This is a genomic window from Paeniglutamicibacter psychrophenolicus (assembly GCF_017876575.1).
GTDB lineage: Bacteria > Actinomycetota > Actinomycetes > Actinomycetales > Micrococcaceae > Paeniglutamicibacter > Paeniglutamicibacter psychrophenolicus.
In genome coordinates, this window is record NZ_JAGIOE010000001.1 from 4616710 (window position 1) to 4643334 (window position 26625).

A 26625-nucleotide genomic window follows, 5' to 3' on the forward strand; every position below is an offset into this window, starting at 1 on the left:
CCATCGAACCTGATCACGTCATGACATTCGAGGGTCCGCTCTGGCGCATTCACACGACGTCAGGCTCGCATCCCTCAGCCTGGAACGAGATGCACAGATTCGGGCCGATCTCGCGATTCCGATGGGACCCGCATCCACCCCCAACCCGAGTCCACCTTGACGTGGCGATCTCCTATGCGGCTCCGGGATACACCACGGCCTTCGCAGAGGTTTTTCAAGACGACAAGGCAATCGTGCTATCAGCTGGACAGGCGCTGTCGGGCTGGGAGACGGCCCGACAGTTGACCCTGTTGGACTTGGTCGAGAGCGACTGGGCAATCCATCAGGGCGCATCGGCATCCCTCCCTCAAGCCACCAAGGACATCTGCCGCAATTGGTCGAACGCGATCTGGAAAGAACTCAGCGAAAGTTCAGCCATCCCCGTTGACGGACTCTACGTCCCCTCCACAAAAATTGGGGATCCCATGGTGGTGTTGTTTCCTCGTGCAGCAGATGCCTTCCCTCCCGCGCCGGCATTCTCACGCGCGTTGAACCACGCCGATGTGGCAACCATGGCCGCTACCGCCGCGAACAGACTCCGCTGGCATATCCGCTGACCGGAATGCGCAAGCGCGCCGACATGGCCACTGAGGAGCCTGCGGATAGCCGTCGAAAACCACCACCATTGGTTCCGCACTCATGCGGAGGCATTCAGCCGGCCAGTTGTCCCTCGCGTGTGCCCGGCCGGCGGCGCTCCGCCGGACCGGCGAGCCATGCGCGGACCGCCTCGGTGTGTTCGCCCAGCTGCGGCGGGGCCAGGGTGGGTGCATCAAGCTCCGGGGTCCAGGTGATCGGATGGCGCACCTGCTTGCCGACCGTCAGGCCCTCGGCGTTCTGCACCTCGATGACCGGGTCCAGTCCCAGGGACTGCGCGTAGGCCAGGCCCTCGTCGATGCCCGCGACCTTTCCGGCCGGCACCCCGATGCCGGTGAAGCGGGACTGCCAGTTCGCGCCGGTGTCGGCACCCAGCGCGTCCTCGAGCAGCGGGATGAGCACCTCGCGGTTCGACACGCGGGCCGAATTGGTCCCGAAGCGCGCATCGGAGGCAAGCTCCGGAGCCCCGATCTCGGTGCAGAGCCTGGCGAACTGGCCGTCGTTGCCGCAAGCCACGGCGACCGAGCCGTCGGCGCACCCCAGCAACTGGTAGGGAACGATCGAGGGGTGCTCGTTGCCCATGCGGGTGGCGACCTTGCCCGCCCCCAGGTAGGCCTGGCCCTGGTTGGCCAGGGCTCCTTGCAGGCTGGAGAGCAGGTTGACCTCCACGTGCGCGCCGTGCCCGGAGGAGTTTCGGGCACTCAGCGCCGCGAGGACCCCGATGCTTGCGTCCTTGGCGGTTAGCACGTCCACCAGCGCGACCCCTGCCTTCATCGGGTCTGCATTGGCCTCACCGGTGATCGACATGAGCCCGCCCAGGGCCTGGACGATGAAGTCGTAGCCGGGCAGGTGGGCTCCCCCGGTGGAGCCGAAGCCGGAGATCGAGGCGTAGACCAGCCCGGGGTTCTGCGCCGAAAGTTCCGGATATCCCAGGCCGAGCTTGTCCATGCCGCCGGGCTTGAAGTTTTCAACCAGCACGTCGGCGCGCAGCGCCAGCCCCCTGGCCACGTCCCTGTCGGCGGGGTCGGCGAGGTCCAGGGTGACCGATTGCTTGTTGCGGTTCACCGATTCGAAGTAGGTCGAGCCGGTGGCGGAGAAGGGCGGACCCCAGCTGCGGGTGTCATCCCCGGTGCCGGGGCGCTCGACCTTGATGACGGTGGCCCCGAGGTCGGCCAGCGTCATGGTGCACAGCGGGCCGGCCAGGACCCGGGAGAAGTCGGCGACGATGATTCCCTCAAGGGGGCGGATCTTGCTCATGCGCGTTCGGATTCCTTCACGTTGTTTTCGGTGGGCGCGACCTGCGGGACCTGCCCGAATACTGCCCCGGCCTTGGCGGCCTTGCGCATCGCCAGGCGGGCCAGCAGTTCGTCCTCGGCGTTGATGCCCGGTTCGATGCCGCGCGGCACCCGCACCAGGAAGGCGAAGCCCATGGCCCACCAGGCCCCGAAGAGCAGCCACGGCTGGATGCCGATCGCGGCGGGCATGCCCGGCAGGTAGAGGCTGATCAGTGCCGCACAGAAGATCACCGAGGTGACGCCGATGGCCTTGCCGAAGTTGCCCTTCCCGCCGATGCGCAGCGGGCGCTCCATCATCGGTTCGCGCTTGCGCAGGATCACGAAGGCGACACCGACCAGCAGGTAGGCGATCACGATCGAGGGCGATCCGGAGTCAACGAGCCAGCCGAGCATGGCCGAGCCGAAGAACGGGGCCAGCACCGAGAGCCCGCCAATGAACAGCAGCGCGTTGACCGGGGTGTGGTACTTCGGGTGCAGCTTGGCGAACCAGGCCGGCAGCATGCCGGAGGCGGCCATCGCGTAGAGCAGCCGGGAAGCACCCATGAGCAACGAGTTCCAGGAGGTCAGGATGCCGGCGATGCCGCCGGCGATCAGCACCTTGGCCATCATGGCCGAACCGAACAGCGCGCCCATCGCATCGGCGGTGGCCAAATCCGAGTTCGCCAGGGCCGCCGGGCCCATGCCCGAGGAAGTCGCCATGATGACCATGACGTACCAGGCGGTGGCGATGAGCACGGCAATGACCACGTACTTTCCGATGCGCCGCGGTTCGATGTCGCATTCCTCGGCGGACTGCGGGATCACGTCGAAGCCCACGAACATGAACGGGACGATGATCATCACGCCGAAAAACCCGGCGACGCCGTTGTTGAAGAACGGTTCCATGGTGGCCGTGGATCCGCCGGTGAAGGACCCGAAGAGCAGGACGGCGCCGATGGCGAAGAGGAAGAGCACCACGAAGGTCTGCACCACGCCGGCGGTCTTGATGCCGCGGATGTTGATGGCCGTGATGACCACCCCGCCCAGGACGCCGACCAGCGCCCAGGTCAGGTAGACCTCGGATCCGGCGATGTCCCAGAGGTGGACCTTGTTCAGGTCGGGGAAGAGGTACAGCGCGGTCTTGGGCAGGGCGACCGCCTCGAAGGCGACGATGGTGATGTACCCACCCACGATGGCCCAGGATCCGGCGAACGACCAGCGGGCGCCCATGGCCCTCAGCAGGTAGTTGTGCTCGCCGCCGGCCCGCGGCATCGCGGCCACCAGTTCGGCGTAGGTCAGCCCGACCACGGCCATGATGCCTCCGCCAACGACCATGGCCAGGGATGCACCCAGCGGGCCGGCGGTGGTGATCCAGTCGCCGGTGAGCACCACCCAGCCGAAGCCGATCATGGCACCGACTCCAATGGCGAGGGTGTCCCATCGGCCCAGGACCTTCTTGAGTGCGGGTGCTGCGGTGCTGCCTTGCGTGGGGGTGCTGGTCATCGCGGTTCCTTCCGTGGGTACGACGCAGCTCACATTACGCAAGCGGCGTGACGGAAGTCTCGGACGCATCATCCAAAGCCCGGGTCAATTCATCCGAAACGACCGGTCTTTGCCCACGTCAACCCGTGATCACACTTTTACACCGTTCGGCGCAGCGGCACTTCCTTGATAAACAGGATGCACACCAGGCCGATGACGGCGACGATGGCCGAAGTCATGAACACCACGCCGGTGGCATCGCCGAGCGCATTCTCATACATGAGGCGCACCGCGGGCGGCATCTCCGTGAGGTTCAGCGAGGTTCCCCCTGCCGCGACCCCCGTGGAACCGTCCGGCGAAACCAGGTGCGCGGACTTCAACGCATCGAGCACCAGCACCGAGACCTTGTCCGAGAGCATCGCACCGAGCACCGCCACGCCGGCGGCACCCCCGACGGCCCGGAAGAAGGCCACCGAGGAGCTGGCGGTGCCGATGTCGGTGACCTTCACGGTGTTCTGCACCGCCAGGACCAGGTTCTGCAGCATGAACCCCATGCCCAGGCCGTTGAAGAACATGCCGGTGGCCAGGATCCAGTAGTTGGTGTCGTGGGACATCATGCCCAGCAGGCCCAGTGCGCCGACGTTGAGGATGGCGCCGATGACCAGGAAGATCTTCCAGCGCCCGAAGCGGGAGATCAGCTGGCCGGAAAAGACCGAGCCGAAGAGGTTTCCCGCGATCATCGGCAGGGTCATGACCCCGGCCAGGGTGGGGCTCGCCTCGCGGGCCACCTGGAAGTACTGGCCCAGGAAGGCTCCGGATCCGAACATGGCCACGCCGATGGAGATCGAGGCCAGGATCGCCAGGGCGGTGGTGCGGGTGGCGATGATGCGCAGCGGGATCACCGGTTCCGGGACCCGGCCCTCGACCCAGAGCAGCAGGGCGATGAGCACCAGCGAGCCGCCGACCATCGCGTAGGTCTGCCAGGAGTTGAACTCGTAGAAGCCCTCCTTGCCCACGTAGGAAACCCAGATGAGCAGCACGGAGACCGAAATGGTCACCAGCACCGCGCCGGCCCAGTCGATGTAGACCTTGCGCGGGATGTGCGCGATGTGCAGGGTCTTGTGGATCAGCCACATGGAGATGATGGCGATGGGGATCCCGATGAAGAAGGTCCAGCGCCAGCCCAGCGGGGAATCGACGATCAGGCCGCCCAGCAGCGGCCCGCCGGCCGTCGCGGCCGCCATGACCCCGCCGAAGTAGCCGGAGTACTTGCCGCGCTCGCGCGGCGGGATGACGGTGCCGATCACCGCCATGCCCATGGCGGTGAGTCCGCCCATGCCGATGCCCTGGATGACGCGCGCACTCATGAGCATGGGGATGTTGATGGCGAACCCCGCCAGCACGGAACCGGTCACGAAGATGACGATGCTGATTTGCAGCAGCTTCTTCTTGTCAAAGAGGTCGGCAAGCTTGCCCCAGATCGGGGTGGTCGCGGCGTTGGCCAGCAGGGCCGCGGTGATGACCCAGTTGAAGTCGGTCTGCGTGCCGTCCAGGGCATCCATGATGGTGGGCAGGGCGATGGCAACGATGGTGGTTGCCAGCATGGCCGCGAAGAAGGACGCCAGGACGCCGGTGATGGAGCGCAGCACTTCCTTCTGGCTCATCTGCGTCTGGTCGCCGTGGCGCTCCCGCGTCAGGTCGACCGACTGCTGCTCAGACATTGGGGTTCTCCCTTGGGTCCTGCGGGGCCATGGTGGTCTTGCCGCCACGGGCATCCAGGCCGGCGCGAAGCACGCCCTGGATGTCGTTCACGGTGGCTGCGGCAGCGGAGATTTCCGTCTCGTCCCAGTCCTTGAGCAACCCTGCGAGCAGGCCGGCACGCCTGGTGTAGGCCTGTCCGATCTCTTCCGCGCCCCTGGGGGTGAGCGAGATCAGTTGGGCCCGGGCGTCGGTGGGGCTCGGCGCGCGCACGAGCAATCCCGCACCCTCGAGTTCGGCGACCTGGCGACTCAGCGCCGCGGGACCGATGCCGATCCATTGGGCGACGTCGGTGGCGCGGGTCGGCTGGTGGCGCTGGATGTAGGCCAGCACGCCCAGGGCGGCAAACCCCAGGGAACCGCTGGTCTCCCCCGCGTGCTCGATGCAGCGCAGCGTGCGCCGCAGCGCCATGAGGCTTTCTACCAGTTCAAGGGTTGGTGTTTCGCCGCGCGACAAGGGGATCGAGCTCCTTCAAGAATATGGTTGACCAAGGCAAATGTTGCCTCAGGCAACCATATTGGCAATTTAGTTGCCCAGTCAAACTAATTTGATGCTTCTCACACCGGCGCTAGGCTGGTGGATCGTGAGCACCGCAAACTTCAACACCTCCGATATCGACCTGGCCGCACGATTGCGCACCATTGCACTGGACGCCGCGCGGCTGGCCGCACCGATCCTGCGCGACGCGTTCCGGTCCGGGGTGGAACGTGAGAACAAGACCAACGCCCATGACCTGGTCACGGCCTTCGACAGGCGCAGCGAGGCGGTGATCCGCGAACACCTCCTGGCGGCCGAACCCGACTCCTGGGTGCTGGGCGAAGAGGGCGGTCGCACGGGCTCCGGTTCCATCCAGTGGATCGTGGACCCCATCGACGGCACCAGCAACTTCACCCACGGCGTTGCCTTCTTCTGCATCTCCATTGCCGCTGCCCGCAACGGGGAACTGCTCGCCGCGGTCGTGCTGGACCCGATCGCCGATTTGGAGTTCACCGCCGATGCCGAGCATGCCTACCTGAACGGAAGCATCCTGGCTCCCTCGCCCAGGCCAGAGCAGCGGCACGCGAACATCATGACCGACTACCCCTCGGCCGAGGCAATCGCCCTCGACGGGGAATCGGCGCTGCGCGAGTTCGGCTCCTGGGTCTCGTCCTTCGCCACGGTGCGCCGCAAGGTCTCCGCGGCCCTGGCGCTGGCCCACGTGGCCGCCGGATGGTGCGACGCAACCATCGGCTTTGACACCAAGCCCTGGGACGTCTCCGCCGGCGCCCTGCTGGTGCGCCGCGCCGGCGGGCACTACCTGGGCTTCCGCTACGACGGGCTAACGCTCCCGGACCACGAGGCCCCGTGCTTCATGGCCCTGGGCCCCGGCGCCGACTACCCGGTGCTGGATCTCTCGATCCGCCGGATCATCGAGGCCCGCAAGGACCGGGACGCCGGAAAATAGTCAGTCCAGCTCGCGCGCATTGACCTGGTCGGGGAACTGGATGTCCTCGACCTTGCGCACCAGCACGTCACTGAGCTCGCACACGGCCACGGCATGGGGGCCGGACTGCGAGTCCTCCACCAGCAGGTTTCCCGCCGTGTCGTGGATCCGGCAGCTGACGTCCTCGTCGCTGCCGCCCGGGTTGGTCGCGGTGATACCGCCAAAGAGCGTGGAGGCTTCCACCGTCTGCGCATACGGCTCGCGCAGGGTGGCGGTTTCCGGCGGATCCGCGGTCTTGGCCACCGTGACCTCGTATTCCCCGGTCCCGTTGGCACTGAATTCAAAGCTTTGGGTGTTGTCAAAGTACGAGAGCATCGTGGAGAACAGCACCGCGTAAAGGATCGACACCAGCAACGCGAAGGTTCCTGTCACCAGGGCGGTGACGCTGAAGCCGCGGCTGCTGATCCGCCTGGCGATGCCCACGATGCCCAGCACCATCGCCAAGGGACCCAACACAAAGGAAACAAAGCCCACGAAGGGCACCAGAGAGAGGACCGCGGCCACGATGCCGGTGACCATCGCGAAGACAGTCATCCCGTGCGTGCGCGGGGGCAGGTGGCCGCCGGTTCCATAGTGGCCCTGCGGAGGGTATTGCCCCGGGTACGCCCCCTGGTAATGCCCCGGATAGGGCTGTTGGTTCCGGGCGTATTGCCCCGGGTACCCGCCGGGGGCCGGCCACGATCCATGGCTCGGATCGCCACCGGGGCGGGCATAGGGGTCAGACATGGGGCTCCTGGAACGCGGGGACGGAAAGTGGCAAATGCCGGAAACCGTTCACAAAGAAATTACCTCTTGGGGGCGGTTGGCACAATTTCCGTTCCTAGACAATATGTAAGTGAGGCCGAAACCTCCGCTTCAAGCTTTCGTGGTTTGCCATGCGTTCGGGTCTTGGCCTTGCAGCCAAACCGCTGTGGAATGGTAGTGCCACATTGAAGGTTGGAGGTCCCGGCTATGTCCGAGCGTACCTATATCGGGCTCGATGTCCATGCCCGCAGCATCGTGGGATGCGCCCTGAACATCGACACCGGCGAATTGACCCGTTCACGTTTCGAGGACGACCTGCTGGGCACCGCGGAATGGGTACGGGGATTCGGCCCCGGGGTCCGGGTCGTCTACGAGGCCGGTCCCACCGGCTTCGGGCTGGCCCGGCACTTCCGGGCTGCCGGCATCGACTGCGTGATCGCCGCACCCTCGAAACTGCTGCGGGCCCCCGGAGACAAAATCAAGACGGATCGGCGCGACGCCAAAATTTTGGCGACCATGCTGGCGCTGGGCGAGGTCACCGAGGTCACGATCCCGGACCCCGGGCAGGAGGCCCTGCGGGACCTCTCCCGCGCCCGGCATGTCGCCTCGGCCGACAATGCGCATGCCAAGCAGCGGGTCAATGCGATCCTGCTGCGCCACGGCATCCTCTTCCAAGGCGGCAAGTCCCGCTGGACCCGGGAACACCTGAGGTGGCTGCACCAGCAGCACTTCGAGGACCCGGCGCTCGAGTTCGCCTTCCAGGAATCCCTGGCGCAGGAGGAGTCCATGTCCGTGCGGCTGAAGCGGATCGACAAGGAGGTGGCCCGCGTCGCCGCGGACTGCCGCTACACCGAGATCATCAATGCCCTGGCGTGCCTGCGCGGCATCAGCACCGTGGGTGCCTTCGGGCTGGCCACCGAGATCGGGGACTGGACCCGCTTCAACGGGGCCACCATCGGCTCCTATCTGGGCCTGGTTCCCTCGGAGCATTCCTCGGGCGAGACCCGCACCCAGGGGCGCATCACCAAGGCCGGAAACGCCTACGCCCGCCTCCTGCTGATCGAGGCCGCAACCGTGCACAAGCGCCCGTACCGCAGGCCCGGGATCCTGGAGCTGCGCCAGCTCGAGCTGGTGTCCCCGGCCACCGCCGCCCGCGCCCGGCAGGGCAACCAACGGCTCCATGCCCGCGCCGCGGCCCTCGAGGAACGCCACAAGATGCCGGCGAAGGCCAGGACCGCCATCGCCCGCGAACTTGCCGGCTGGTGCTGGTCCCTGGCCGCACCCCTGCAGGAAGGCCGCCCCATGGCAGGACGGTGACCCCAAGACGTGCCCCGGCGCGCGCACCCGGACGAGGCAACATGCGGAGCCAACACGAGAACCGACTATGGGCAGGCCCCCAAGCCGACGCCCGATCCTAGACGACGTCACGCTCCACTCGAATTCCTTGTCATGCGGTACCCAACCCGCGTTTGTCAGTCTGACCATGCCGTCGACCATGACCTGCCGAACCGGGCCCGACGCCACCGCCGGGGCATGGGAAAGGCGGCTCCCGGAAGCCAATGTCCCGGGAGCCGCCCACCTCTGTCACTTGACAAACCTTCTTACATATCAGTCGGAGCCGTCGGCCAGGCGATACACCGAGCCATCCGGCTGGCGCAGCAGCATCCCGTGGTCGACGAGATAGCGGCGCAGCAGCACCGGGTCGTCGGTGAACTCCCCCAGCCTGGCGGTCAGTTCCACCTCGGTGAGTTGCTGCCCGTGGCCCATGACCTTGCCCGCCACCACGCGCAGCAAGCCCAGGCGTTCCTCATGGTTCTTGGGGTAGCGATCGATGCGCCCGGCGGTGTCGAGGAAGCGGTCGACCCCTTCCGTTGGGGCCTTCCGTGCACCGGAGGCCAGGACGCGCGCGAACAGGCGGTCATCCACCGCTCCGTCGCCGTCCAAGAGACCCGCGCTGGAGAGGTTGGCCCTGGCCTTGGCCGCGCGTTCGGGCCGCAGGTCGCTGTCCAGGCCCAGGACCTGCTGGGCGTAGTAGCGGCGGGTCTCGTCGTTGGCCAAGGCACCAAAAACCTGGCGCCAGTCACCGGCCGTTTCCTGCATTGGATCCTTCATGATTCTTTCCCTCGTATTTCCCGGTTCTTCGGCTTACCCTGAGGTTATGGCTACTCTATTTCATCGAAATGTACAGGCCGCCGTGCACCACCATGGCGGTGGATCGATCATCCTCGGCGGAATCCTGGCGACGTTGCTGTTTACGACGTTCGCCATCTTCCTGATTGCCGCCCAGGGGACATGGGCACCGATGATGATCGGTGTCGCATTCAGCCTCTCGGCTGTGCTCTTCGGAACGGTGTACCACTTCACGCACTGACGGTCCCTCCCACCCTCGAGCCACGGACTCCCCGCATCTTCAAGGGGAAGTTGGTGGCTCGACCCATGCCCGCGCCCGGGCCGCTGCGGCATGACGTCCGGCCGCCCTTCCGCTGAAGAGGCATCCACCCAGGAACGTTCCCTCCAGCGCACGGTAGCCGTGATATCCCCCGCCGCCGAATCCCGCGGCTTCGCCCGCGGCGTAGAGCCCGGCGACCCGGTTCCCCGCAGCGTCCAGCACCCGCGAATCCAGGTCGGTCTGGATGCCGCCGAGCGACTTGCGCGTCAGGATCCTCAGCCGCACCGCAACCAGCGGACCGGCCTGGGGATCGGTGATCCGGTGCGGCTTGACGCTGCGGACCAGCTTGTCGCCCAGGTACTTCCTGGCCGAGGTGATGGCCGCGATCTGTCCGTCCTTGCCAAAGGGGTTTGCCACCGCCGAGTCCCGGGCCTTGAGGACCTCGGCCACCCGGATGGGGTCCAGGAGGTCGGAGCCGGTGAGCCGGTTCATCTTGGCCACCAGTTCGTCGATGGTGGGCGCCTGGAGGAAGTCTTCCCCGTGGTCCAGGAAGGCCTGGACCGGGCCCGGGACATCCACGCGGGCCCGTGCCAGCACCGCACGGATGTCCTTGCCGGTGAGGTCGGGGTTCTGTTCCGATCCGGAAAGCGCGAATTCCTTGCCGATGATGCGCCGGTTCAGGATGAACCAGCTGTGGTCGTGCCCGGTGGCGCGCAGGTGTTCCAGGGTGCCCAGGGTGTCGAAGCCCGGCCACAGCGGATCGGGCAGCCGCTTGCCTGTTGCGTCCAGCCACAGCGAGCTGGGTCCGGGCAGGATGCGGATCCCGTGGTTCTTCCAGACGGGGTTCCAGTTGGCGATGCCCTCTGTGTAGTGCCACATCCGGTCCCCGTTGACCAGCCGCGCACCGGCCCTTTGCGCGATGTCAAGGCCGCGCCCGTCCACGTGGGCGGGCACTCCGGACACCATGGTTTCGGGAGGGGTTCCCAGCCGCTGCGGCCACGCGGCGCGCACCTTCTCCAGGTTTCCCCCGATGCCGCCGGTGGCGATGACAACCGCAGGGGCGAAGTACTCGAAGCCCCCGGCCCTGGTGCGGTTGCTGGCCACGCCCCGGGGTGCCGGGTCGGGTTCCAGCACCGTGCCGCGCACCCCGGTGACGGCTCCGTTCCCGGTGGCCAGCTCGTCGAGCCGGTGGCGCCAGAGCATCACCAACTGCCCCTTGGCCTCGGCCGTGCGGGCGGCCCGGATGAAGGGATCGAGCAAACCGGGCCCGGTGCCCCAGGTGATGTGGAAGCGCGGCACGGAGTTGCCCGGGCCCTGGGCTCCGGCCCCGCCGCGTTCGGCCCAGCCGACCACGGGGAAGAAACGGATGCCGCGCTGGTGCAGCCATTCGCGCTTGCCGCCGGCCGCCCACCGCACGTAGGCCCGCGCCCATTTGCGCGCCCATTCGTCCTCGTCGCGGTCGAAGCCCGCGGTGTTTTCCCAGTCCTGCAGGGCCAGGTCCTCGGAGTCCTTGATGCCCAGCCGGCGCTGTTCCGGCGAATCGACCAGGAAGATCCCGCCGAAGCTCCAATGGGCCTGGGCCCCGAGATTCGTCTCGGGCTCCTGGTCCAGCAGCAGCACGCGAGCTCCGGCCGCCGTGGCCTCGGTGGCGGCGACTAGCCCGGCGAGGCCGGCGCCGACGACGATGACATCGAAGTGTTGCGAATGCGGGGTGTTCGACATGGCTTCACACTATCGGGAAGTGGCTTGGCCCACACCCGGCACGCCGGGGCCAACCGGCCTTGGGGGGTACATGAACCAGTGAATACATCGATGGATGTACCATGGGTGCATGGAAACCCTGACCCACGCCCCGGTCCTGGCCCGGTTCGGCTACGCGATCTCCGACCCGACACGCGCCAGGATCCTCCTGGCACTCACCAGTGCCCCGGCCTACCCCGCAGACCTGGCCGAGTCCCTGGGGGTTTCACGGCAAAGCATCTCCAACCACCTCTCCTGCCTGCGCGGCTGCGGGCTGGTGGTGGCGGTGGCCGACGGGCGGCGCAGCCGCTACGAGCTGGCCGATGCGCGGCTCGGCCATGCGCTGGTCGACCTGCTGGGCGTGGTCCTGTCCGTGGACCCGGACTGCTGCGCCCCCGACGGCACCTGCCGCACCTAGGCGTTCCCGCCCCCGAGCCCTCCCGCCACTTCAAGACACCACGGAGCACCTGCCCCCATGAGCGACGCCTGCTGCAGCCACGACGCCCCCGCACCCTCGGGCGCCACAGTCAACGAAGCACCCCCGCGGTTCTGGAACGGCACCGACGCCCGCCTTGCCGCGCTCTCCGGCGTGCTGCTGCTGGTTTCCTGGGTCGCCGGAGTGTTGGGCGTGCACGATGGCGTGGTGCTGGCCCTCGAGATCGCGGCGCTGCTGCCCGCTGCCTCCACCTTCGTGCCGTCGGCCCTGCGGCGGTTGGCCAAGGGCCGGATCGGGGTCGGCACCCTGATGAGCCTGGCGGCCATCGGCGCCCTGGCGCTGGGCCAGGTCGCCGAGGCAGCGGCACTGGCCTTCCTCTATGCGATCGCCGAGGCCCTCGAGGACCATTCGATGGCCAAGACCCGGCGCGGGCTGCGAGCACTGCTGGACCTGGTGCCCGAAAGCGCAACGGTCATCCGCGCAGGCACCGAAAAGGCCGTTGCCCCGGGCGAGCTGGTGCTCGGGGACCTGCTGGTGCTGCGCCCCGGCGAGCGGCTGGCCACCGACGGCACCGTGCTCAGCGGGCAGACTTCCCTTGACACCTCGGCGCTGACCGGCGAATCGGTTCCCGTCGAGGCCGGTCCCGGGGATGCGGTGTATGCGGGATCGGTCAACGGCACCGGCCCGCTGGAAATCACCGTCACGGCCACCGCTGAATCCAATTCCCTGGCCCGGATCGTGCACATCGTCGAAACCGAGCAGTCCCGCAAGGGAACAGGCCAGCGCATGGCCGACTCGATCGCCCGCTTCCTGGTACCCGGGATCCTGGTCGTGGCCGGGCTGATCGCTGCCTACGGGCTGCTTGCCGGGGACCCGCTGACCTGGATCGAACGTGCCCTGGTGGTGCTGGTCGCCGCGTCCCCGTGTGCACTGGCGATCTCCGTGCCGGTGACCGTGGTGGCCTCGGTCGGGGCGGCCAGCCGCGCCGGGGTGCTGATCAAGGGCGGGGCCGCGCTCGAATCGCTGGGCCGCATCCGCACCATAGCCCTGGACAAGACCGGGACGCTGACCCGGAACACCCCTTCCGTCATCGAGGTCCTGGCCGTCCCCGGCCGCGGCACCCAGGAGGTGCTGGCGCTGGCCGCCGCACTGGAGGCACGTTCCGAGCACCCGCTGGCCCGCGCCATCCTGGCCGCATCCCCGGCGGCAGGCGCCGCCACCGAGGTGGAAACCATCCCCGGATCCGGAGTGCGCGGTACGGTCGATAAGGTGCCTGCCCGGCTGGGCCGCCCGGGCTGGATCGAGGCCGCGTCCCTGGCCGCCGGCACCGCACGCCTGCAGGGCGCCGGGGCCACGGTGGTGCTGCTCGAGGAGGGCGGACAGACCATCGGGGCCATTGCGGTGCGTGACGAGCTGCGCCCCGAGGCCGCGGGCGTGGTGGCCGAGCTGCGCCGGGCCGGCTACCAGGTCGCCATGCTCACCGGCGACAACCAATTGACGGCCGGCGCCCTGGCCGCGGCGGCGGGCATCGACACCGTCCATGCGGAATTGCGTCCCGAGGACAAGGCCGGGATCGTGCGGTCGCTGCAGGAAACCGGCGGCGTGGTGATGGTCGGGGACGGCATCAACGACGCCCCCGCGCTGGCCACCGCGGAGGTCGGGATCGCCATGGGGGCGATGGGCGCGGACGTGGCCATCGAGACCGCGGATGTCGCGCTGATGGGCGAGGACCTCTCACACCTGCCGGCGCTGCTGGCCCACGCCCGGCGGACCCGGGCGATCATGCTGCAGAACATCCTCGCCTCGCTGGGCCTGATCGCAGTGCTGATCCCGTTGGCGTTCCTCGGTACCCTGGGGCTGGCCGCGGTGGTACTCATCCACGAGCTTTTCGAGGTCTTCGTGATCGGCAACGGCGTGCGTGCCGGGCGGTCGAAGGCATTTACTTCCCCATACGGCCGGCTGCCCGCCGGCATCTCACCGATCCCCGCATAGCCCCCGCGACGCCCCGGGCGCCACGGCATGCTGCTAGCGTGCAGGGGTGCACTTTGTAGAATTTGGCTCCGGAACACCGATCCTCATGATCCACGGGCTCTGCGTCGACCACCGGCTCCTGCTCGGGCTCGACCCCGTGTTTGCCGCGCGGGGCACATGGCGGCGGATCTACCTTGATCTGCCGGGAATGGGCCGTTCCGTGGCCGGGGCGGGCATCCGCAGCTCCGACGCGGTCGCCGCGACCCTGGTGGACTTCGTCCGCGAAAACCTTGGAAGCCAGCGCTTCGCGATCCTGGGCAATTCGTTTGGCGGAATGCTTGCGCGCCACCTCGTGGCCGAATTCGGCGACCAGGTCTTGGGCCTGGGGCTGTTGTGCCCGGTGGTCGTGGCCGAGAAGTCCGGCCGCACCCTGCCGCCCCGGAAGATCCTGCGCACCGACCCGCAGCTGCTGGCCTCGCTGGACCCGGACGACGCGGCGGCCTACGCGGAGCTGGCGGTCATCCAGTCCCGCGGGAACTGGGAGCGCTTCCGCGATGGCGCGCTCCCGGGCCTGCGCGCCTTTGACCGCAGGGCCGTCGGCCGGATTGCCGGGAACTACCCGTTGGCCGTCGAGCCCGAGGAGCGGGTGTCGTCATTCGGCGGACCCGTGGTTCTCATCGCGGGCCGCCAGGACCACGTGGTGGGGTTCGAGGACCAGCTGGCACTGTCGGGGCGCTACGGGAACTGCACGGTTTCGGTCCTCGAGGAGGCCGGCCACAATGCGCACCTTGACCAGCCGGGGCAAACCGGCGCGCTGCTCGACGGGTGGCTCGCGGACATGGAAGCCCGGCAGCGCCCGGTCACCGACCGTGGGTACTGAGCGCGGGTACTGAGCGCTGCCACTCAGGGATTCCGGCCCCGGGCCGCACGGGCCGCGGCCAGGGAACCGAACGAGGAGAAGTCCTTGTGCCCGGGTTCGCCCCAGACCACCAGCACGCGCAGCACGCCGTCCCCGGTGTTGCGCAGATCGTGCTCCACGCCGGCCGGGGCCAGGACGCTGTCCCCGGCGCGCAGCTGGTGGTGCTCGGCCCCGACCTGCATCCGTGCCGTGCCCTCGAGCACCAGGTAGAACTCCTCCAGCGCCATGGCGTCCGGGTCGTGGGAGTGCATGCCCTCGTGTCCCCCGGGGTCCAGTTCCCAGGTCTGGACGGCCACGGGCATGGCCATGGAGTCGGCAAAGTGGAATTGCATGCGGGTCGGCGTGCCTTCGTGCAGGCAGTAGTCGAAGGCGTGCGCACCACGTGGTTCAAACATGACAGGACCCCGTTCCCTAGGTCACCTGGGCTCCCAGGCGAATGCTGATTTGACGCGCGGCCCGCATGCAGGCGGCACCGAGCTGGTGGAGTTGTTCCTCGGAGACCCGGTAGTACGGGGCGGCGATCATGGCGCTGGCGACCACCGCGCCGCGGTGGTCGAAGATCGGGGCGGCCACCCCCACCTCGTCGGGCGAGGTCTCCCCGTGGTTGGCCGCATAGCCGCGGCGGCGCACGGCCTCGAGGCGCGTGAGGTAGTCGGCGCGGGCGCGGGCGGTGTTCTGGGGCAGCACCACGGCCCCGGATTCCAGCAGCGCCGCTGCGCGCCCCGCTTCCTCATGGGCCAGGAAGACCTGCACCGAGGCGCTGAGCGCGGTGTTGTAGCGGCTGCCCATGGCCGAGGTGTGCTTGACCTGGTGGAGGCTGGGGATCTGTTCGACCGAGACGGATTCGAGCCCGTCCCAGATGGTCAGCACCGCGGTCTCACCGGTGCCCAGCGCCAACTCGTTCAGGAACGGGAAGGACACCCTGCGCACGTTCAGGTTGGCCAGCAGCGGCCCGGCCACGGCGATGAGCCCCAGGCCCAGGGAGTACTTGCGGGTGGCCTCGTCGCGGGCCACGATGCGTTCCTGCTCCAGGGTGGCCAGGATGCGCGAGATGCTGGACTTGTGCAGTCCCACCTGCGCCGCGATCTCGGTGACGCCCAGCACCGGGTGCTCCACGGTGAAGCAGCGCAGCACGTCGATGACGTTGACGATGACCGAGGCGCCGCGTGGTTCCGCGGCGGGGGTTTCTGTCGTTTGGGCAACCATGGGGATTCCTCCGGTGGATGGGGTGCTGGTGGGTGCGTTCACAGTTGTACGCTACTGCGCCGGGTCGGGCTGCGCCTCGTCGACGCCGATGTCTTCGTTCCAAAGTCCCGGGTTCCGGGTGGTGAAGTCTTCCATCAGTGCGGTGGCCTTCGGATCGTCGATGACCACGACCTCCACGCCGCGGGACCGCAGCAGCTCGAGTTCCCCGGGGAAGTTCTTCTCCTCCCCGACCACCACGCGCCGGATGCCGAAGAGGATGATCGATCCGGCGCACATGGCGCAGGGCGCCAGCGTGGAGTACAGGGTGGTCCCGGCATAGGAGGCTCGGCGCCCGGCATTGCGCAGCGCGTCGATTTCCCCGTGCGCCGTCGGATCCCCGTTTTGCACGCGGCGGTTGCGCCCGGCCCCCAGCATCACGCCGTTCTCGAAGAGGCTCGAGCCAATGGGCACCCCGCCTTCCCCTGCACCCAGACGGGCTTGTTCAAGGGCGGTGGCGTATCCGGCGCGGTCGTGTTCAACCAGGTTCATGGCGTGCGGCTCGATTCTTCGTCGGATGCGGAAAGGGGGTGGCGGGGCGCACGCGTGCACTCCACCACCCCCATCATGCCAGTTCGAGGCTAGGCATCGATGATGTTGTTCTCCGGGCCGAAGCCGAACTTGGTGATGTTCTCCACGCCGCCGTCCTCGCCGATGACCAGGATGTCGTGCTCGCGGTAGCCACCGGCACCCGGCTCGCCGTCGGCGATGGTGACCATCGGCTCCATCGAGACGACCATGCCCGGCTCGAGGACCGTGTCGATGTCCTCGCGCAGCTCCAGGCCCGCCTCGCGGCCGTAGTAGTGCGAGAGGACTCCGAAGGAGTGGCCGTAGCCGAAGGTGCGGTTGGGCAGCAGTCCGTGGCCGATGAAGATCTCGTTGAGCTCCGCGGCGATGTCCTTGCAGACCGCTCCGGGCTTGATCAGTTCCAGGCCGCGCTTGTGCACCTCGACGTTCGCGTTCCACACCTGCAGCGAGCGGGCGTCCGGCTCGCCGAGGAACAAGGTGCGCTCCAGGGCGGTGTAGTAGCCGGAAGTCATCGGGAAGCAGTTCAGCGACAGGATGTCCCCGCGCTGAAGCTTGCGGGTGGTGGCCCAGTTGTGGGCGCCGTCGGTGTTGATGCCGGACTGGAACCAGACCCAGGTGTCGCGGACCTCGCGGTGCGGGAAGGTCTTGGCGATCTCGTGCACCATGGCCTCGGTGCCGATCAGGGCGACCTCGTACTCGGTGATGCCCTCGCGGATCGCTGCCTTGATGGCCTCGCCGCCGAGGTCCCCGATGCGGGCGCCGTGCTTGATGACCTCGATTTCCTCCGCGGACTTGATCATGCGCTGGCGCATGGCATCCTGCGAGACATCCACCAGGGTGGCACCGTCGAAGGTGGCGGCGATGGCCTGGCGGGTCATCAGCGGCAGGGCGTCGTCCTCGACGCCGATGCGCGCTGCCTTCACGCCGTTGCGCTTCAGGGCCTCCTGCAGGCCGAAGTAGAAGTTGTCGCGCTTCCAGTCGGTGTAGACGATGTTGTCGCCGTAGCTGGTGCGCCACGGCATGCCGGCGTCGATGTTCGCGGTGATGGTCGTCGAGCTGTCGGCGGTGACCACCAGCGCGTAGTTGCGCCCGAAGGTGGTGTAGAGGAAGTCCGAGTAGTACTTGATGCCGTGGTAGCTGGTCAGGATGACCGCGTCCAGTTCCTTGGCGGCCATGATCTTGCGCAGGCCGGAAAGGCGGCGCTCGAATTCGGCGTCGGAGAAGGTCAGCTGCTGCTTGGTGCCGTTGTGCAGGGTCTTGAGGCGCTCAAGCTCGGAAACGTTGGTTGCATTGGCCGGGGTATCGGTCATGATGGTGTCCTTATGGCTGGGGCATTGCGGGGTGGGTGGATATGCGAATGGGCGCCGGCCGTCAGGCCAGGGCCTTCTTGCTGGTTTCCGCCGAGAGCGCCACGGCGACCAGCGAGATCACTGCGGCGGCCATCAAGTACCAGGCAGGAGCCAGGACGCTGCCAGAGGTGGCGATCAGCACGGTGGCCACGAACGGGGCGGTGCCGCCGAACAGGGCGTTGGAGAGGTTGAAGGACACGGCGAACCCGGTGTAGCGGACCCGGGTGGGGAACATCTCGGCCAGGTAGCTCGGCAGGGTGCCGTCGTTGAGGGTGAGCATGCCTCCAAGCAGGATCTGCACGAGCACGATGACCAGGAAATTGCCGGTGTCCAAGAGCATGAAAGCAGGAACCGTGAGCACCACGAAGGAGATCGAGGCGCTCAAGAGGACCTTTTTGCGTCCGAAGTGGTCCGAGAGCATGCCGGTGAGGAAAATGAAGCCGATGTAGGTCGTCAGGGCCACGGTCGTCGCCACGTAGGATGCGGTTTCGTCCAAGCCCAGTTCCTGGGACAGGTAGGTGGGCATGTAGCTGAGGATGACGTAGAAGCCCACCGCGTTCAGCAACACCGCGCCGACCGCCTGGATGAGCTGGCGCCAGTGGTTCGTGAACAGCGTCTTGACGGGTGCCTTGATGACATTGTCTTCATTGGCAAGTTCCTTGAAAACCGGGGAATCCTCAAGCTTGGTCCGGATATAGCGGCCGATCAAGCCCATGGGTGCTGCCAGCAGGAACGGCAGTCGCCAGCCCCACGACTGCATTTGCTCGGTATCCAACAATCCGGTCAAGAGCGCCGCGAGCAGTGAGCCCAGCAACAGGCCGGTGGCGGTGCTGGCCGGAACCACTGCCGCGTAGAGGCCGCGGCGGTTTGCCGGGGCGTATTCGACCAGGAAGGCCGAAGCCCCCGCATATTCCCCGGAAGCCGAAAATCCTTGGACCACGCGGATGATCAGCAAGAGGATCGGCGCCCAGACGCCGATGGTGTCGTAGGAAGGGATCAAGGCGATGCAGAACGTGGCCATCGACATGATCAGGATCGACCAAGACAACGCTGTTCGACGACCGATCTTGTCGCCCAGGTGCCCCCAGACGAATCCACCCAACGGACGGACAAAGAAAGAGACTGCGAAAAGAGCGAAGGTGAGCATCAAGCCGGTGGCCGGGTCGGAGTCGGGGAAGAAGACCGCGGTGATGGTGACCGCCAGGTAGCCGTAGACCGCATAGTCGAACCACTCGACGAAGTTGCCGATGAAGCTTGCGGCGATGACCTTTTGACGGGTCTTCTTGCCGACCCCGCCGGGGTGGGGACGTTCCTGGCCGCTGAGCGTGGGGCCCAGGTCCACGCCCCTTCTTGCTGCGTGCGAGGTCGCACCGGCATGCTTTTCGGGAAATTCGCCGGCTGGAGTGTTGTTGCTCTGATTCATTGGGCTACCACCAGAATGAACAGGAGTTGCACTGATTGCAACTCGATTGCACTAGTATCTCCATGTGACGATCCTCACGTCAAGCCTTTGCGTGGGCATCTTTCCAGAAATGCACCCACCCAAACAAGCAGCCTCCGATTCCCGCCCAACACCCGGTCGCGTCCGGGGACCCTGGCGCAGACCTGCCCGCTCATTTCGGCTCCAATGCTGCGCACGGGAGGCTTCGCCGCAGTGCCGGCACCATCACCGGATGGATAGACCGGTACCCGCACGGCACGAGGGCACCGAGGACGCATTGCCGCGGGGCGTCCGCGGAATTCCAGACTTCCCGCCAGGGCATCCGTGTCGTCGACCGATCCGATAAGGACGGTGGGCGGTGGGGACCGGAATCAGCCATGCGGCTCCCAGTGCCCAGGCAGAAAGTACCTCGGTGAACCAGTGACATCCGAGGCAGACCCTGCCCGGTGAGGCCGGGATCGGCTTCGGCCTCCGCAGGCACCCGGCCTTCACGGGATCAAATGGCCAGGCAGGTGGCGGCCGTGACGACGCCGAAGCCCTTCATCCCAGGCAGCGGTGCGGCCTCGATGACCTTGACCAGTTCGGTGATCCGCGTGTTCTTGCCGGCCAGGTCCTTGTCGAGCTCACCGATCCGCTTCGCCAGCCGGACGACTTCGGCACTGGCCACCGAGAGCGCCGGCTCCTCGTCGCGGGCACGCCACCGGGACACCTCGGCAATCTGCACGGCGCTCAGGGCCTTGCGGGCGTCCAGGCCAGGCTCGTTGAGACGTACCAGCGCGGTCAACGCATTCACATCCCCGGTGATTTCATTGGTCATCGAATCACATGCAGCTACCAAGCCCCTCAAGGCCGCGCGAACGCCGTCGGCCTGCCGCGGGCGGCGCAATCACTTGATCGCCAGCGGGAGCACGCCCTGGCGATCCTCTGGGCATCGAGTTCGGATTTTCCGACGCCGCGGGGCGCCCGGGCATCCATCCGCGCCGCCTCGACGGCCGGGCACACCTCGGCGGCCACGGCGCCGGCGAGGGTGTCCCCGCAGGAGACCACCCATTCGATCACCCGGAGCGCGGCGAGGTCGGCGCCGGTGCGGCGGGCCACCCAGGCGAAGGCGCGGCCGAAGTCGGCACTGCTCGCGGGAACTACCTGGTGTCGATGCGCCCACCGGTCTTGGCGGCGAGGAGGGCGTAGACGTGCTTGCGTGCGTGTGTGTCGACACCACCGGCAAATGCATGAGGATGCGCGACGATAGATTTGGCGGTCATTCGCACCCTCCTCCTCACGGATATGGTCATGGCCGCTGTCGGCCGGCACCAGTGCCGGTAGAGGTTGGTTCGGAACAATACTGTGACGAGTTCACGTCCCGGGTGCGGACAGCCTTCAGATCAAGTCGCACAGCGGTTCGTGTCCGTCGATGCAGGATTTTGCCTCCGGCTTCCCTCCGACCCCACCTCGCGGTGACGCGGTTGCAGCTGAACCACCTTGTCTTTCAGAGGACTTTCAACTCCAAGCACATGCCCATGCTGGGCGCGCCAAAAGGGGCGGTGGGGTGCACGCGTGCATCCCACCGCCCCATCATGCCAGTTCGAGGCTAGGCATCGATGATGTTGTTCTCCGGGCCGAAGCCGAACTTGGTGATGTTCTCCACGCCGCCGTCCTCGCCGATGACCAGGATGTCGTGCTCGCGGTAGCCACCGGCACCCGGCTCGCCGTCGGCGATGGTGACCATCGGCTCCATCGAGACGACCATGCCCGGCTCGAGGACCGTGTCGATGTCCTCGCGCAGCTCCAGGCCCGCCTCGCGGCCGTAGTAGTGCGAGAGGACTCCGAAGGAGTGGCCGTAGCCGAAGGTGCGGTTGGGCAGCAGTCCGTGGCCGATGAAGATCTCGTTGAGCTCCGCGGCGATGTCCTTGCAGACCGCTCCGGGCTTGATCAGTTCCAGGCCGCGCTTGTGCACCTCGACGTTCGCGTTCCACACCTGCAGCGAGCGGGCGTCCGGCTCGCCGAGGAACAAGGTGCGCTCCAGGGCGGTGTAGTAGCCGGAAGTCATCGGGAAGCAGTTCAGCGACAGGATGTCCCCGCGCTGAAGCTTGCGGGTGGTGGCCCAGTTGTGGGCGCCGTCGGTGTTGATGCCGGACTGGAACCAGACCCAGGTGTCGCGGACCTCGCGGTGCGGGAAGGTCTTGGCGATCTCGTGCACCATGGCCTCGGTGCCGATCAGGGCGACCTCGTACTCGGTGATGCCCTCGCGGATCGCTGCCTTGATGGCCTCGCCGCCGAGGTCCCCGATGCGGGCGCCGTGCTTGATGACCTCGATTTCCTCCGCGGACTTGATCATGCGCTGGCGCATGGCATCCTGCGAGACATCCACCAGGGTGGCACCGTCGAAGGTGGCGGCGATGGCCTGGCGGGTCATCAGCGGCAGGGCGTCGTCCTCGACGCCGATGCGCGCTGCCTTCACGCCGTTGCGCTTCAGGGCCTCCTGCAGGCCGAAGTAGAAGTTGTCGCGCTTCCAGTCGGTGTAGACGATGTTGTCGCCGTAGCTGGTGCGCCACGGCATGCCGGCGTCGATGTTCGCGGTGATGGTCGTCGAGCTGTCGGCGGTGACCACCAGCGCGTAGTTGCGCCCGAAGGTGGTGTAGAGGAAGTCCGAGTAGTACTTGATGCCGTGGTAGCTGGTCAGGATGACCGCGTCCAGTTCCTTGGCGGCCATGATCTTGCGCAGGCCGGAAAGGCGGCGCTCGAATTCGGCGTCGGAGAAGGTCAGCTGCTGCTTGGTGCCGTTGTGCAGGGTCTTGAGGCGCTCAAGCTCGGAAATCTGGGTGACGGCTGCGGTTGCGTTCGACATAGGGGGGTTCTCCTTCGTGTTGTTACGTGTTTGTTGATGGTTTGCGGGGAAGAAAGTGGGGGTGGTGCTATGCCAATGGCTTCTTGCTGGTTTCTGCCGAAAGCGCCACGGCGATCAGGGAGATCACTGCGGCCGCCATGAGGTACCAGCCGGGAGCCAGCAGGGATCCGGAGGTGGCGATCAGCAGCGTGGCCACGAACGGGGCGGTGCCGCCGAACAGGGCGTTGGAGAGGTTGAAGGACACGGCGAATCCGGAGTAGCGGACCCGGGTCGGGAACATCTCGGCCAGGTAGCTCGGCAGGGTTCCGTCGTTGAGGCTCAGCATGCCTCCGAGCAGGATCTGTACGAGCACGATGACCAGGAAATTGCCCGTGTCCAGGAGCATGAAGGACGGGACGGTGAGCAGCACGAAGAGGATCGACGCCGTCATCAACACCTTCTTGCGGCCATACTTGTCCGAGAGCATGCCGGTGACGAAGATGAAGCCGATGTAGGTGGCCAGTGCCACGGTGGTCGCAGCGTAGGAGGCTGTCTCCGCCAGGCCGAGCTCGTTTGACAGGTAGGTCGGCATGTAGCTGAGGATGACGTAGAAGCCCACCGCGTTGAGCAGCACCGCGCCGACGGCCTGGATGAGCTGGCGCCAGTGGTTCTTGAACAGCGAGCTGACCGGGGTCGCCTCGGCAGTGTCCTGCTTCGCCAGCTCGGTGAAGACCGGGGATTCCTCGAGCCTGGTGCGGATGTAGCGGCCGATCAGGCCCATGGGCGCTGCCAGCAGGAACGGCAGGCGCCAGCCCCAGGATTCCATCTGCCCTGCATCCAGCACGCCGGTAAGCACCGCCGCCATAAGCGAGCCCAGCAACAGGCCCGTGGCGGTGCTGGCCGGGACGACGGCGGCATAGAGGCCGCGCCGGTTGGCCGGGGCGTATTCGACCAGGAAGGCCGTGGCGCCGGCATATTCGCCGGAGGCGGAGAAGCCCTGCACGACGCGGATGATCAGCAGCAGGATCGGGGCCCAGATGCCGATGGTGTTGTAGGACGGGATGAAGGCCATGCAGAAGGTTGCGGCCGACATGATCAGGATCGACCAGGAAAGCGCTTCGCGCCGGCCGATCTTGTCCCCGAGGTGTCCCCAGACGAATCCGCCCAGCGGGCGGACGAAGAACGACACCGCGAAGAGCGCGAAGGTCAGCATCAAGCCGGTTGTCGGGTCGGAATCGGGGAAGAAGACCGCCGTGATGGTGACCGCCAGGTAACCGTAGACGGCGTAGTCGAACCATTCCACGAAATTGCCGATGAAGCTTGCGGCAACGACCTTGTTGCGCGTCTTGCTGTCGATGCCGACGGGGCCCTGGCCGCCGGCTTCGGGTCCGGAGCCGATGGTGAGCGTACTCGTGGCAGAACGCGCGGCGGAGCCGTGGCCGGCCGCGGAGTTGTTGCGTTGAATCATTGTGGAACCACCAGAAATTTGCACGAGTTGCATTCATTGCAACGCTGTTGCGACAACTCTATTTGTGCCGCGGGTCACTGTCAAGGGCAAATCTTGAGCTGCGTCACATTCGCCAATCTTGGCGTAAACGCGGCGGGGTGCCCGGTTACCCGGGCACCCCGCCGCTTGTCATCCATCGCCGGTGGTCAACGCAACGCGGCCTACTTTCCGCCGCTCCCCGGAGCCTGCTCCGCGGGTGCGTGCTCGTGGCTGACCAAGACAGCCTCACCGCTGGGCAGGTATTCGACGCGCTTGGTGGGACTCGGGTCGTTGACTTCCTTTTCCAGCCGCCGGATGCCCTTGTCGCGCTTGATGAGCCGGCGGATGAGGTTGGCAATCATCAGCAGAATCACGAAGGAGAACGGGAAGGCGCCGATGATGGTGCCGGTCTGCACCGTGTCGATCACCGCGGTTCCGCCCAGCGTCAACAGCACCACGGCGACGGCCGCGATGCTGGCCACCAGGACCACACGGAAGCCCGGTCCGGACTTCTTGGGTGCGGAGACGAATTCGGCCAGCGCATAGGTGCCCGAGTCCAGTGACGTGACGTAGTAGGTTGCCACCAAGATGGTGGCCACGACCAGCAGCAGCCCGCCGATGATCGGGATGGACTCGAGCATCACGAACAGGCCGCTGGAGGTCTCCTCGGCCACGGCCGCCGATACTCCCCTATCGGTCTTGTCGTCGTAGTAGATGGCGGAGGAGCCAATGACACCGATCCAGATCATCACGATCAGGGAAGGAATCACGGTGACGCCGATGACGAATTCGCGAATGGTCCGTCCGCGGGAGATGCGGGCGATGAAGCCGGCAACGAACGGCGAGAAGGCAATGACCCAGCACCAGATGAAGACCGTCCACCAGCCGTTCCAGCTGTCCTGCCAGCTCTCGAGCGGCTCGGCGGTGATCGACGAGTCCGTCCAGAAGCTCATTGGAATGAAGTTGGTGATGAACGAGCCGAAGGTCTGCGACAGGCTCGAGATGATGAACAGCGTCGGCCCGAAGACGAACACGGCAACGACCAGTACGATGCTGAGGATGGAATTGGTCTCGCTGATCCGGCGCATGCCCTTGTTGATGCCGAAGAATGCCGACACCGCGGTCAGCGTGCCCAACGCGAGGATTACGATGAGCCAGGTCAGCGGACTGGATGCCAGTCCGGTGAACGAGGTGACACCCGAGCTGAACTGCATGGCGGCAAACCCAAAGGATGTTGCCAGCCCCAGGACGGTGGCGATGATGGCCAGTAGTTCCACCACGACGCCTGCCCCGCGCTGCGCCCAGCGGGGCAGGATGTCGACGGTGGCTTCGCGGAAGGTCAGGGTTTTGCCGAGGTTGTGGTGTGAATAAGCCAGGCAGACCGCGACGACGCAGTACATGGCCCAGGCCGTCAGGCCCCAGTGGAAGTATGACCAGACGATGCCTCCCTCGGAGGCTCCCGCGTCGCCGACCGGGATGACGGGGTTTTCCTCGCGGAGCATGATGGGCTCGGCCACGGACCAGAAGATCAGTCCGATGCCTTGCCCGCAAGCGAAGAGCATGGAGTACCAGGCGAACTTGCTGTGTTCAGGCTTGGACTTCGGCCCGCCCAGCCTCACCTTGCCGACGCGGCTGACGGCGAGCCACACGCACACCGCGACGGCGATGATGGAATACATGATGAACAGCCAGGTGAACTTGCCGGTGACGAAGGTGCGCATGTTCGAGATGACCTTGGCTGCACCGACGGGGTTGAGGATCACCAGCAGGATCACCGTGGCGATCAGCACCGGCGGGAGGACCTTGATGACCAGCCGGTCAAGGGGCGGGATGTCCCTGCCCATGAACCTCGGGACCTCCACGAGCGAAGGTTCGCCCTTGTTGCCCGGGGACTTGGTGTGCGGGGATTCGTCAACGGACACTACTTCACCCCCAGGACGGCGACGGGAAGCGAGTACTCGGCCTCGATGGCAGAGGCCACGCCATCGACCACGGCGTCGAGCAGAAGCCGGCCTCGATCGGCGCTGGCGCCCCTGGGGGAGGACAGACATCCGCTGGCCGGTGTTCGCGCGGGATCCTCCGGGAAGATGTCGTAGGGCTTGAGCAGGGCAGGCGGGTGGTCAACCGCACGGGACATGTCGACCTTCGAGGGATGCAGCAGGAGCATCAGCGAGGTTTCCAGCACGCCGCCGTGCTCGATGTCCCAGCCAAGGAAACCGTCGGGAAAGACCGCTTCCAGGGTTTCCTCACCGACGAAGTCCCAGTAGGACAGCAACATGGCCCGCGCATCTGCTCCGGTCTCACGGGCACGGCCAACGGCAACTTCCAGGCCCTCGTAGATGAACTGGTAGTTCTCGAAGTGGCCGTTGAGGATGACCACCTTGGTGAATCCCTGGGCCATGAAGGACCGGGCAATGTCTTCCACCTGACCGGTCAGGGTTGCCCCGCTCAGGCTCGTGGTCCCGACTCGGTGGTTCCCTCCCCCGGAGCGCGGCTGGGATTTGTATCCATAGGACAGGGTGGGTGCCACCAGCGCGCCAAGCTTCTCGGCCACCGCACCGGAAATGGCGCGCGAAAGCATGGCGTCGACACCCAGCGGCATGTGGGGGCCGTGCTGTTCGGTGGCGCCGGCGGGGATGATGACCGTCGCATGCGGTTGGGACACGTATGCGGCGTACGTTTCGGCGTCGATATCTTCCAGGTAAACCGATTGCATCTAGGTACTCCTCAGTGGTGCCGGCCCTCGGGGGCCGGACGGGTAGGGAAGGAAATCAAGAAGCCTGTTGTGATGAACGCAACAGAGTTGCACTGATCATGACAGTGACCCGAGTCACCGTCAAGTCTGTTTCGCGCCCGCCCGCGCAGCGCACCCATCGGCCAGGCACGCGAGCGCGGGCCCCCCGGCGAGGATGTCGCCGGGGGGCCC

23 protein-coding genes and 1 pseudogene are annotated in these 26625 nt (G+C 66.6%); 7 read left to right on the forward strand and 17 right to left on the reverse strand.

Annotated features, from left to right (window positions below):
• Positions 1 to 20 precede the first annotated feature (20 nt).
• Complete coding sequence (locus tag JOF46_RS20755; protein WP_209910960.1) at positions 21 to 596, forward strand: RES domain-containing protein; 576 nt, start codon at positions 21 to 23, stop codon at positions 594 to 596.
• A 94-nt stretch (positions 597 to 690) separates the two neighbouring features.
• On the opposite strand, the gene JOF46_RS20760 is transcribed toward JOF46_RS20755, so the two are convergent.
• The 4 genes from JOF46_RS20760 to JOF46_RS20775 all read right to left on the reverse strand — a co-directional run bounded on the left by JOF46_RS20760 (position 691) and on the right by JOF46_RS20775 (position 5603).
• The gene (locus tag JOF46_RS20760) at positions 691 to 1890 is read right to left on the reverse strand and encodes a CaiB/BaiF CoA transferase family protein (RefSeq protein ID WP_209910964.1); all 1200 of its coding nucleotides are present in this window, start codon (positions 1888 to 1890) and stop codon (positions 691 to 693) included.
• The gene (locus tag JOF46_RS20765) at positions 1887 to 3410 is read right to left on the reverse strand and encodes an APC family permease (RefSeq protein ID WP_209910967.1); all 1524 of its coding nucleotides are present in this window, start codon (positions 3408 to 3410) and stop codon (positions 1887 to 1889) included. Before JOF46_RS20765 ends, JOF46_RS20760 begins: the two co-directional genes overlap by 4 nt.
• Before the next feature lie 137 nt (positions 3411 to 3547).
• Positions 3548 to 5110: an MFS transporter gene (locus tag JOF46_RS20770; RefSeq protein ID WP_209910969.1), complete on the reverse strand. Its 1563-nt coding sequence runs from the start codon at positions 5108 to 5110 to the stop codon at positions 3548 to 3550.
• Positions 5103 to 5603 carry a MarR family winged helix-turn-helix transcriptional regulator gene (locus JOF46_RS20775; RefSeq protein ID WP_209910972.1) on the reverse strand — a complete coding sequence of 167 codons (501 nt, stop codon included), beginning with the start codon at positions 5601 to 5603 and terminating at the stop codon, positions 5103 to 5105. Before JOF46_RS20775 ends, JOF46_RS20770 begins: the two co-directional genes overlap by 8 nt.
• 127 nt (positions 5604 to 5730) lie before the next feature.
• Between JOF46_RS20775 and JOF46_RS20780 the strand changes: the two genes are divergently transcribed.
• Positions 5731 to 6591, forward strand: a complete 861-nt coding sequence (locus JOF46_RS20780) for an inositol monophosphatase family protein (protein ID WP_209910974.1) — start codon at positions 5731 to 5733, stop codon at positions 6589 to 6591.
• Here JOF46_RS20780 and JOF46_RS20785 read toward each other — a convergent pair whose 3' ends face one another.
• Entirely contained in the window at positions 6592 to 7356 is a 765-nt protein-coding gene (locus JOF46_RS20785) for a DUF308 domain-containing protein (protein WP_209910977.1), read from the reverse strand.
• A gap of 225 nt (positions 7357 to 7581) precedes the next feature.
• Here JOF46_RS20785 and JOF46_RS20790 point away from each other — a divergent pair, with 225 nt between their 5' ends.
• A complete protein-coding gene (locus JOF46_RS20790; protein ID WP_209908689.1) occupies positions 7582 to 8691 on the forward strand; it encodes an IS110 family RNA-guided transposase in 1110 nt (369 codons plus the stop codon).
• A gap of 291 nt (positions 8692 to 8982) precedes the next feature.
• On the opposite strand, the gene JOF46_RS20795 is transcribed toward JOF46_RS20790, so the two are convergent.
• Entirely contained in the window at positions 8983 to 9486 is a 504-nt protein-coding gene (locus JOF46_RS20795; protein ID WP_209910979.1) for a DUF2087 domain-containing protein, read from the reverse strand.
• On the opposite strand from JOF46_RS20795, the gene JOF46_RS20800 reads away from it, so the two are divergent.
• Complete coding sequence (locus JOF46_RS20800) at positions 9485 to 9745, forward strand: hypothetical protein (RefSeq protein WP_209910981.1); 261 nt, start codon at positions 9485 to 9487, stop codon at positions 9743 to 9745. The genes JOF46_RS20795 and JOF46_RS20800 overlap by 2 nt on opposite strands.
• Before the next feature lie 39 nt (positions 9746 to 9784).
• Here the strand turns inward: JOF46_RS20800 and JOF46_RS20805 are convergent, their stop codons facing one another.
• Positions 9785 to 11485, reverse strand: a complete 1701-nt coding sequence (locus tag JOF46_RS20805; protein WP_209910984.1) for an FAD-binding dehydrogenase — start codon at positions 11483 to 11485, stop codon at positions 9785 to 9787.
• 109 nt (positions 11486 to 11594) lie between these two features.
• On the opposite strand from JOF46_RS20805, the gene JOF46_RS20810 reads away from it, so the two are divergent.
• Genes JOF46_RS20810 through JOF46_RS20820 form a run of 3 tightly spaced genes read left to right on the forward strand, consistent with a single transcriptional unit; the run spans position 11595 to position 14790 of the window.
• Positions 11595 to 11921, forward strand: a complete 327-nt coding sequence (locus JOF46_RS20810) for an ArsR/SmtB family transcription factor (protein WP_209910987.1) — start codon at positions 11595 to 11597, stop codon at positions 11919 to 11921.
• A 57-nt stretch (positions 11922 to 11978) separates the two neighbouring features.
• Positions 11979 to 13931: a heavy metal translocating P-type ATPase gene (locus JOF46_RS20815; RefSeq protein WP_209910989.1), complete on the forward strand. Its 1953-nt coding sequence runs from the start codon at positions 11979 to 11981 to the stop codon at positions 13929 to 13931.
• 46 nt (positions 13932 to 13977) lie between these two features.
• Positions 13978 to 14790: an alpha/beta fold hydrolase gene (locus tag JOF46_RS20820; protein ID WP_209910992.1), complete on the forward strand. Its 813-nt coding sequence runs from the start codon at positions 13978 to 13980 to the stop codon at positions 14788 to 14790.
• A gap of 23 nt (positions 14791 to 14813) precedes the next feature.
• On the opposite strand, the gene JOF46_RS20825 is transcribed toward JOF46_RS20820, so the two are convergent.
• The 10 genes and pseudogenes from JOF46_RS20825 to JOF46_RS20870 form a co-directional block, all read right to left on the reverse strand.
• Positions 14814 to 15224: a cupin domain-containing protein gene (locus JOF46_RS20825; protein ID WP_209910995.1), complete on the reverse strand. Its 411-nt coding sequence runs from the start codon at positions 15222 to 15224 to the stop codon at positions 14814 to 14816.
• A 16-nt stretch (positions 15225 to 15240) separates the two neighbouring features.
• Positions 15241 to 16035: an IclR family transcriptional regulator gene (locus JOF46_RS20830; protein WP_209910997.1), complete on the reverse strand. Its 795-nt coding sequence runs from the start codon at positions 16033 to 16035 to the stop codon at positions 15241 to 15243.
• A gap of 51 nt (positions 16036 to 16086) precedes the next feature.
• Positions 16087 to 16563 (reverse strand): nucleoside deaminase, encoded by a 477-nt coding sequence (locus tag JOF46_RS20835; RefSeq protein WP_209911000.1) that lies wholly within the window; start codon positions 16561 to 16563, stop codon positions 16087 to 16089.
• 89 nt (positions 16564 to 16652) lie between these two features.
• On the reverse strand, positions 16653 to 17909 hold the full coding sequence (locus tag JOF46_RS20840) for an aminopeptidase P family protein (RefSeq protein WP_209911003.1): 1257 nt from the start codon (positions 17907 to 17909) through the stop codon (positions 16653 to 16655).
• Between the two features lie 61 nt (positions 17910 to 17970).
• Entirely contained in the window at positions 17971 to 19371 is a 1401-nt protein-coding gene (locus JOF46_RS20845; protein WP_209911007.1) for an MFS transporter, read from the reverse strand.
• A 517-nt stretch (positions 19372 to 19888) separates the two neighbouring features.
• A pseudogene (locus JOF46_RS22425) lies at positions 19889 to 20651 on the reverse strand (transposase); the annotation flags it as partial.
• A gap of 326 nt (positions 20652 to 20977) precedes the next feature.
• Positions 20978 to 22234 (reverse strand): aminopeptidase P family protein, encoded by a 1257-nt coding sequence (locus JOF46_RS20855; protein WP_209911013.1) that lies wholly within the window; start codon positions 22232 to 22234, stop codon positions 20978 to 20980.
• A gap of 67 nt (positions 22235 to 22301) precedes the next feature.
• Positions 22302 to 23681 carry an MFS transporter gene (locus JOF46_RS20860; protein ID WP_209911015.1) on the reverse strand — a complete coding sequence of 460 codons (1380 nt, stop codon included), beginning with the start codon at positions 23679 to 23681 and terminating at the stop codon, positions 22302 to 22304.
• A 200-nt stretch (positions 23682 to 23881) separates the two neighbouring features.
• On the reverse strand, positions 23882 to 25621 hold the full coding sequence (locus JOF46_RS20865) for a BCCT family transporter (protein ID WP_425355072.1): 1740 nt from the start codon (positions 25619 to 25621) through the stop codon (positions 23882 to 23884).
• On the reverse strand, positions 25621 to 26415 hold the full coding sequence (locus tag JOF46_RS20870) for a creatininase (protein WP_209911017.1): 795 nt from the start codon (positions 26413 to 26415) through the stop codon (positions 25621 to 25623). Before JOF46_RS20870 ends, JOF46_RS20865 begins: the two co-directional genes overlap by 1 nt.
• Positions 26416 to 26625: the final 210 nt, after the last annotated feature.